The sequence below is a fragment of the Pseudomonadota bacterium genome (assembly GCA_010028905.1).
Classification (GTDB): domain Bacteria; phylum Vulcanimicrobiota; class Xenobia; order RGZZ01; family RGZZ01; genus RGZZ01.
Genome location: RGZZ01000212.1, coordinates 1 through 8,311 on the forward strand (window position 1 = coordinate 1; position 8,311 = coordinate 8,311).

6 protein-coding genes are annotated in these 8,311 nt (G+C 66.7%); 4 read left to right on the forward strand and 2 right to left on the reverse strand.

Annotated elements, in window-relative coordinates; translation table 11 throughout:
* On the forward strand, positions 1-1,688 hold a 1,688-nt coding region (locus EB084_14425), incomplete at its 5' end, for a hypothetical protein (protein ID NDD29453.1).
* Between the two features lie 33 nt (positions 1,689-1,721).
* On the opposite strand, the gene EB084_14430 is transcribed toward EB084_14425, so the two are convergent.
* Both EB084_14430 and EB084_14435 read right to left on the reverse strand, forming a co-directional pair.
* Complete coding sequence (locus tag EB084_14430) at positions 1,722-3,587, reverse strand: hypothetical protein (GenBank protein ID NDD29454.1); 1,866 nt, start codon at positions 3,585-3,587, stop codon at positions 1,722-1,724.
* Positions 3,588-3,725: 138 nt separating this feature from the next.
* Positions 3,726-5,327, reverse strand: a complete 1,602-nt coding sequence (locus EB084_14435) for a threonine synthase (protein ID NDD29455.1) — start codon at positions 5,325-5,327, stop codon at positions 3,726-3,728.
* Between the two features lies 1 nt (position 5,328).
* On the opposite strand from EB084_14435, the gene EB084_14440 reads away from it, so the two are divergent.
* From EB084_14440 to EB084_14450, 3 genes are all read left to right on the forward strand, one after another.
* Positions 5,329-6,543 carry a hypothetical protein gene (locus EB084_14440; protein NDD29456.1) on the forward strand — a complete coding sequence of 405 codons (1,215 nt, stop codon included), beginning with the start codon at positions 5,329-5,331 and terminating at the stop codon, positions 6,541-6,543.
* A gap of 95 nt (positions 6,544-6,638) precedes the next feature.
* A complete protein-coding gene (locus EB084_14445; GenBank protein NDD29457.1) occupies positions 6,639-7,352 on the forward strand; it encodes a hypothetical protein in 714 nt (237 codons plus the stop codon).
* A 108-nt stretch (positions 7,353-7,460) separates the two neighbouring features.
* Entirely contained in the window at positions 7,461-8,129 is a 669-nt protein-coding gene (locus EB084_14450; protein NDD29458.1) for a hypothetical protein, read from the forward strand.
* Positions 8,130-8,311: the final 182 nt, after the last annotated feature.

The following is an 8,311-nucleotide window of genomic DNA, read 5'->3' on the forward strand; positions in this document are numbered from 1 at the left end:
TCGGCCCACAGCCCTCGAACGCAGACAGCGTGTCTCCCTCCCCTGCCCGCGATGCCGTTCACCTCGGGCCGGCGCCCCCCCTGTTCAACACGGCTGCCGCAGCGGACGCGAGCGACGAGAAGCCCGCGGGCATCCTGGCGGGCGCGGCGACCGCGCTGCTGTGCACCGCATCGCTGGCGGGCCTGGCCTCATCGATGATGCCAGGCATGATCTCGCTCTCCCAATCGGTGACCGGCCCCACCCTGTCGACCATCGACAAGCAGGGTGCGCGGCAGCTGCAAGAGATGCCTGCGCCGACGTTCACGCCCGAGCAGCCCTCGGCGGACACCCACATCATTGCGAACGTCGACGCCACCGAGACCATCATCGAGCCCTTCGCCACGAACGATCTGGGCCAGCTGCAGCGAACCACGGCCAACAACCCCGGACATGTCACCGTTGACGTGCAGATCGAGCGCAACGCGCACCCTCTCGGCAAGGGGGCGGTGGGTGTTGGCCTGGTGGCCACCTCGGTGCTCCCCTTCTTCCTCGCCCGGAAGCTCGCCAAGCAGCAGAAGCACGTGGCCGTCGCCCTCGCCCTCACCGCCGCTGGCGTAGCCGGCTCGGTGATGGTAGCCAATCAGCTGAACGTCGCGCACGACGGCGTCGGTCGAATCGTCTCGGCCGTTGCAGACGCCAGACATCCGGAAGGCGTCTGGAGCGGCCGCCGAGAGATGCACATGACCGACGGCCAGCGCAGCCCGGGCGCCTTCTCCGAATCGGAGAAGGTCGACCCGCAGCAGCTGCGCCAGTTCGTCGCCCAGCACCTCAAGGACTATCCTGAGGGCAACGTGGTGGTGTCGCTGACGGGCCACGGGCTCATGTACCGCCACGTCTCCGGCGTGAAGGGCGACGTCTTCGGCGAGATGCTCGGCCAGGCCACGAGAGATGCGGGGCGTCCCATCGACGTGCTCGTGGTGGAATCGTGCCTCGCCGGAAACCTCGAGACGCTCAACGCCATCTACCCCAGCGCACGCTACGCCGTGGTCTCAGAAGAGAGCATCTCTGCCGGTGCGGTGGGCCGCAGCTTCGAAGCCACCGCAAAGGCCACGGCCGGCGCCTCGCTCACGCCGCGAGAGCTCGCGGTGAAGCTGCTCGAGAGCTCAAAGGGAGATCGTGGCGTTGAAACCCTCGCCGTCATCGACCTGTCGAAGCTGCCCGCGCTCAATGAAGCCGTCGACAGACTGGGCGCCAGCCTGGTGCAAGAGGTCGAGGCCGGCAACGTCGACGTGATTCGCAGCGCGGTGAACGACACCCGCGTCTATCCCGCCGAGCAGCCGTCGACCGCGAAAGAGCTCGCGGTGGGCGATCTCAAGCAGCTGGCCCAGAACCTCATCAAAGGGTACGCGCAGTCGACCTCGCCCAACGCGCAGGCCGTGCGCGACAGCGCTGAGCAGGTTCTCGATCGACTCGACGAGGCGGTCGTGAGGTCGAACATGACCGACGCCTACAATGGGCAGGGGGGCGTCTCCATCCAGCTCCCCGGGATGGATGTGGGCACCCTCGAGAACAAGTCGAACGTGCTCGGAGCCCGTGGCCTGTCGTCGTACAAGGACGCCAAGGCCCCCCAGAGCTGGCGCGTCTTCGTCGACCAGATGAGCGGAAAGATGAAGCCGCCTGCCACCGCGGAGCAGAAAGCGATGCGCTGAAGTGGCCGCCCGCCGCAACGCGAGCGGCCGGCGCTACCGCGTCACCTTGACCTGGATGCTGGCGACCGCCCCCGCCTGACGCGAAGAATCGGTGACCTGCGCGTTGATGGTGTAGGTGCCCACCGGCAGCCCCTTGAGGACGAGGCGGCCGCCGTTTCCGGCATGCTTGCCGTTGCTGAACCAGATGATGGAGCGGGTGATGTCGCCGTCTTCTTTGTCGGAGGCGACAGCGGTGCACGTGATAGCCTGAGCCAGGCGGAACGACGACCCGGACGAGGGGGAGGTGATGACGAGCGACGGGCTGTGATTGCGAACCACGACGCTCACAGAAGCCGACGACCGCTGGCCCGCCCGGTCGGTGACGGTGGCCGTGGCCGTGTAGGTGCCGATGGGAAGGCGAATGCTGAAGGACGGCTTCGCAACCGTCTGGTTGCCCAGGGTCCAGACCACCCGGGAGGTGAGATCGCCGTCTTCGACATCAGAAGCCGTCGCGGTGAAGGTGACCAGGGCGTTGGGCGAGAGATCGCTCCCTGCAGAAGGTGAGACGATGTTCACCGAGGGAACGGTGTCACCAGGCTCAATCAAACGGTCTGCCTGCACGCGCCCGTAGCCATAGAGCTCATCGCGACCCACCGCACCGAGATCGAGGGCCGTGGAGAAGAGTCGCGCGCGGGCCTGCGCGGGGGTGTATCCCCGCTTGAGGGCCAGCGCCATCACGCCCGCAACATGAGGGGACGCCATCGAGGTGCCGCTCAGGTAGCCATAGCTCGGGCCCGGCAGGCACGAATAGATGCCCGCGCCCGGCGCGGCCACATCGACCCGCGGTCCGGTGCTCGAGAAGCCGGCACGGTTGTCGCTGCCGTCAACCGCGGCCACGCTGATGCAGGTCGTGAAGGCCGCGGGATAGATGACGGTGCTGCCGCCCGGCGAAGCCGCCATGCCGCTGTTCCCAGCGGCCGCCACCAGAACGACACCGGCGGCCTGAGCCGCCGCGCACGCATTCTCAACGTACTGCCCAGGATAGCCTCCCGAACCGAGGCTGATGTTGGCCACCTGCATCTTGTTGTCGACGCACCACTGAAGCGCCGCGACGACCGCGCCGAAGCTTCCGCCCCCATCCTTGCCGCAGCACTTGAGGCCATAGAGACGGCACTCCGGCGCAACCCCGATGGCCCCCGTAACGTTCGCCCGCGCACCCACGATGCCAGCCACGTGGGTGCCGTGCCAGAACTCGTCCATCGGATCGGAGTCGTTGCTGTAGAAGTCGTAGCCCCCCGCGTAGGCGTCGCGGAGATCAGGGTGGGTGTAGTCGATGCCGGTGTCGATGATGGCTACACGAACACCCGTGCCCTTGTTGCCCTGGCTGAAGACGGCCGGGCAGCCCATGCGCGCCACGCCCCAGCTGTTCTCGAGCTCAGTGGCCAGGCACTGCACGGGGAGATCCGGCTCGACGAAGGCGACGCGGGGATCGGCGCGCAGGGCGTCGACCCCGCTGTCGGGGAGCTCCGCGGACAGGGCTCCGATGAACGGGAGGGGATATCCCGCTGTGCCGCCCTTGGCCGTCACCATAGACGCGGCGCCCTTGAGGGCTTCCTGCACCTTGTCGGCGTCTGCGCCCTTGCTCGCCATGCCGCGCAAGGTGATGACCACCTTCTGCAGGCCGGCCGACGTGCGCGGCACCACCACATCAGACGCAGGAAGCGAAGGCAGGGCGGCACTCACCGGATCCTTCGCGACAGCGCCGGAAGACGACATGCCCACAGGCCCGCTGCCGGGCGTGACACCCGATGTGTCAACCCCTCCCCCCCCGCAGCCCGTGAGAAGCGCGAACAAAGGCACGATCATCGCAAGACGGCAGACGTCTCGCCAGATAGAAGACAACAGACGCATCGTGAGCATGGAAACCTCCCTGAGGGCTGCGCGACCTCTCAGGCAAGCGGCTCTTCCCAGATCGTGAGAGAAGGCTCGCCATCGGTGGCGCAGGCGCAATGAGGGTAGGAGAGTGTCAGATGCGCGATTTGCAGATGGCGAAGCGCTCTATTCTACATGCGCAGCGATGTAGCGCTTCAGCACTGCAACGTCGACCGCCATGCGCTCAAAGCGCTGCGGGCGCTGCTCGAGATCATCGGTTCCCGGAGGCCGCGGCGGATCACTGCCCAGCGCCTCGCGCAGCGTGGCGGAGAACTTGGCCGGAAGGGCGGTCTCGAGGCAGATCATGGGAACGTCCGGCGAAAGGTGCGCGAGAGCCACCTTCACGCCATCAGCGGTGTGGGGATCGACGAGCACGCCGCAGGCCTCGTGCACATGACGAATGGTCGCGAGACGGTCGGCGTGGGTGCTGCGGCCGGAAAGGAAGCCCGTGGCGGCCATGCGGCTCGCGAACCCTTCCCCTGAGAGGTCGAACGCGCCCTCGCGCGCCAGTCGCGCCCACAGGTCGCTCACCACGGCCCCATCACGTCCGGTGAAATCGAAGACGAAGCGCTCGAAGTTCGACGCCTTCGAGATGTCCATCGACGGGCTGCTGGTGGCGCGCACCTCGTCGCCCACCCGAGGTCGGTACAGGCCCGTGCGAAAGAACTCGTCAAGAACGTCGTTCTCGTTGGTGGCCACGACCAGATGGCGTATGGGAACCCCCATGCAGCGTGCCACCCAGCCGGCATACACGTTCCCGAAGTTGCCCGACGGCACCGCGAACGACACCTCGCCGCCGTCCGGCGCGGCGGCGCGCCACCCGCTCACGTAATACACCACCTGGGCCGCAACGCGCGCCCAGTTGATGGAGTTCACCGTGCCGATGGCGTAGCGCGCCTTGAACGCAGCGTCGGCCGAGACCCCCTTCACCATGTCCTGGCAGTCGTCAAAGACGCCATCGACCGCGAGATTGAAGATGTTCGGATCGAGCAGGCTGAACATCTGGGCGGTCTGGAACGGCGTCATGCGCCCCTCGGGAGACAGCATGAACACACGGATGCCGTTGCGCCCGCGCATGGCATGCTCGGCCGACGAGCCCGTATCGCCGGAGGTGGCGCCGAGGATGTTGAGGTGCAGGCCCCGTTGCGCGAGCACGTGCTCGAAGAGCGCGCCCAGCAGCTGCATGGCCATGTCCTTGAAGGCCAGGGTGGGACCGTTGGAGATGTGCAGAAGGTGCAGGTTGGGGGCCAGGCCGCTCAGGGTGGAGAGCGGGGTGATGGCGGGGTCGCGAAAGATCTCAGCCGTGTACGTGCGGTGGGTGAGGGTGCGCAGCGCCTCGGTGGGGATCTCGGGCGCGAACTGCGTCAGCACGGCGTGGGCGAGGTCAGCGTATGACGCATCGCGCAGCCCCGCCAGGGCCTCGGCATCAAGCCTGGGAACCTCGGCCGGAACGTAGAGACCGCCGTCTGAGGCCAGTCCCTCGAGAAGGATGTCGGTGAACGAGAGACAGGAGCTCTCTCCGCGCGTACTGACGTAGTGCACGCCGCCACGTTCGCCGAGAGCAGGCGCGGCTCCCTCCGGCACACCCTCGCGCAGGCGCCGCCGAGCGCCGTGATTCTCGGCGCTGTCCGGAGGAGGGGCTCGCCGGACCCGACGAGAATCGGCCCGTCGAGGAGAACGGGTCGCGCTGCGCGTCGCACGGTGCCCCGTTGGGAGAGGAACACACATCGTGGAGATCAGACGCCTCCTGCTCAGCAGTGCCCGGAAGAGCCGAAAGGGGTTGCTCGCGGTCTACATCGTGGCGCTCGTGGGCGCCATCTTCCTGGCAGACACCATGGCGCGCACCTTCGTCCGAGCGCCGCGCATCACGGTCGAATCAGCAGCAGGCCGACCTGGAGAGAAGTGCCACCTCGGACAGCAGCCCACGGGAGACTGCGGGCGCGAGGGGAGCCGCCCCGCCGCGGTCGTGAGACACGAGCGCGGTGAAGCGTCGCAGATCACCGAGAGCACCTCGCCCGATGGAACGAAGACCAAGACCATCACCTTCCGAGGCATGCGCATCGACAAGCTCTACCCGTCGATGACGGGACCTTCGAAAGACCATACGGTGCTGCTCGGAGGCAACGACGACGGCGTGTGGATCACGCGCTACAAGGCCGAGGTGCTCGACCCTGAGAGCGGAAGGCTCCGCCAGGAGTACATGTGCCATACGAGCCTCGACCTGCTCGGCACGGCGGGTACCGAGGCAAGCACCTACCATCGCCAGGAGCTCACCGTATCGCAAGGGCAAGAGGAGATTGCCTTCCCGAAGGGGTTCGCCCTGCACTTCCCCAATGATCCGCTGGTCGACATCCACGTGCTCGTGATGGTGCTCAACAACAACGACCCGGATCTCAGAAGAGACTTCGACTTCCGCACCACGCTGCGCTATGCCGGTGACAAGACCGCACGAGAGCAGAAGCTGGTCCCCCTGTTCCAGACCGGCTTTGCCGCATTTCCTCTGCTCGACTCCGAGAAGCTCGAGGCAGGCGAGACGGGTGTACGGACGGCCACGGAGAAGGAGGTGGAGCGAGGCCGAGATGGTCGCCAGCGCACCGGGCACTGGATGGTGCCTCCCGGCCGACAGGTGATTCGCGAGACCAGCGCACTCGGACTCTCGAGCGACACGACCATCCACTACATCTGGATGCACGTCCACCCCTACGCCGAATCGGTGGAGCTGCGCGACAAGACCGCTGAGAAGACCCTCTGGAAGGGGCGCGTCGTCAACGACCCGGACGCGCGCAAGGCGCGTCTCGTGTCGACCGAGCACTTCGAATCGACGCAGGGGATCCCCGTCTTCAAGGGCCACGTCTACGAACTGGTCTCCACCTACAACAACCCCACCAACCACGACATCGACGCCATGGCCTCGCTCTGGATCTACGCTCGCAGCGCGCAGTGACAGGGGCCCGGCGCGCGGCCATCTGTTCACATCAACGCAACAAAACCGCGACGGTTTTACGGCATACTGTGCGACGACAAGACGGTCGTGTAACGATGCGCGATGTCGACAGAGCCGAGGAGACCGAGCCCATGCAAACCACCCAGACCAGCTGGAACCCCCGCGTGTTCATCGGAGCGAGCACCGCAAGCCTGAACCCCCAGATCCCGTCGCCCGTGCATCGCCCGTCGACGGTGGCCATCGAGATCGAGCCCGGAATCGGCTTCGGCATCGACGGCGAGAGCATCGTCATCGGAGACAACGTGCGCGAGGGCGTCACCACCATCACCGGGCACCTCGACGACGGAACGTACCCCCAGCGCGACTACCGCGTCACCCGCAGCGGCGACCAGACCGCGGTAGACGGCTACTACGACTGGCAGGACTACCAGATGCGTCGCACGGGCAGCAAGGTCGACGTGCAGTGCGGTGACGCCGACTTCTCCGCCACCATAACCAACGGCGCCAGCGGACCTTCGTCGACTGGCCGCTTCCCCGCCCAGGCCTACACCATCACCACGCAGGGGTCCCAGACCCGGGTGCAGGGCTACGACGACAGCGTCAGCGCAACCATCAGCGCCCAGGGCGGCACCCTGCTCATCGACGGCGCCATTCCCGAGCGCACCTTCGAGATCACCCGAACGTCCAGCGGGTTCCACGTGAAGGGTGCCTATCGGTTCCAGGACTTCGACGTGAAGCGCACCGCCGATGGCTTCGAGATCCAGGGCCTGTACCCGCAGCAGCACTACGTGGTGAAGCACCAGGCCTAGGAGAGCGGCCGAGAAGGCTGATCTCCGCCCAGAAGGATTGCGCTGGAAGTGCGAACGCCGTCAGGCGCGCCTGCGCTTCAGGCATCGCGCGACAAAAAGGAGCCCCCCATGCTGACTTCGCTCACCCTCCCGACATCGGTCGTGCGTCTCACCGCTCCTCCCCCACTCGCTTCTTCCGCAGCAGGCTCAGGTGACATCCGGCCCGCGGTCGAGTGGTGGGAGGTGGGCGATGCACGCTACGACTCCACAGCCGACCTGCTGAAAGGCTGCACCCTGGGCACGAACGGGACCCCCGCCACCTATCACTGGCGCCAGGAGACCTCCTTCGGCACGCCAGAGAAGTGGAGTGCCGCGCGAGATGGCGCAGTCAAAGGCGCATTCACGGGAGCGATGCTGGGCGGCATGCTCGGCATCGGCGTGAACATCGTCGGCTTCATCGGCACAGTCATGACGGCTGGCATGCTGGGCGTCTTCGGCGGGGTCGGGCTGCTTGCACCCATCGCCATCGGCGCCGTGGGCGGCGCCGTCATCGGCGCGCTGAGCGGCCCCAAGAATGCCGAGGCACGCTTTCACACAGGAACGCTGGTCGATGGGCAGCTGCAGCCGGAGCTGCAGCCGGATGGCTCGACCCATCTCGCCTTCTACGTGAACGGCCAGGTGAGCGAGAAGGTCGACCTCGAGCGCTATGCCCAGGCCAGCCCGGGGCAGCCACCTGCCTCGGGAGACCAGCCGTGGTGGGTGCGCGGCGGTCACATGGGGGCTATCTCCGTCGATTGACCGACCGCCGGGCAGGGGAGATCTTCGACCCGAGAGAGAAGTTTGCGACGAAGACCTCACGTAGACGGCCTTGCCGTCGCAGCCGGAGAGGTCGCGGGCAAAGGCCCTCAGCGAGGAGGTATCGCGCATGCGCAGCATCCGGGTCTGCGGGCTTGCACTCCTGCTCACGCTTCTGTTGAGCA

Bases quoted from the DNA above. Each gene is read 5' to 3' on its own strand.
- EB084_14430 (NDD29454.1), bottom strand. From the start codon at position 3,587: ATGCTCACGATGCGTCTGTTGTCTTCTATCTGGCGAGACGTCTGCCGT.
- EB084_14435 (NDD29455.1), bottom strand. From the start codon at position 5,327: ATGTGTGTTCCTCTCCCAACGGGGCACCGTGCGACGCGCAGCGCGACC.
- EB084_14445 (NDD29457.1), top strand. From the start codon at position 6,639: ATGCGCGATGTCGACAGAGCCGAGGAGACCGAGCCCATGCAAACCACC.
- EB084_14450 (NDD29458.1), top strand. From the start codon at position 7,461: ATGCTGACTTCGCTCACCCTCCCGACATCGGTCGTGCGTCTCACCGCT.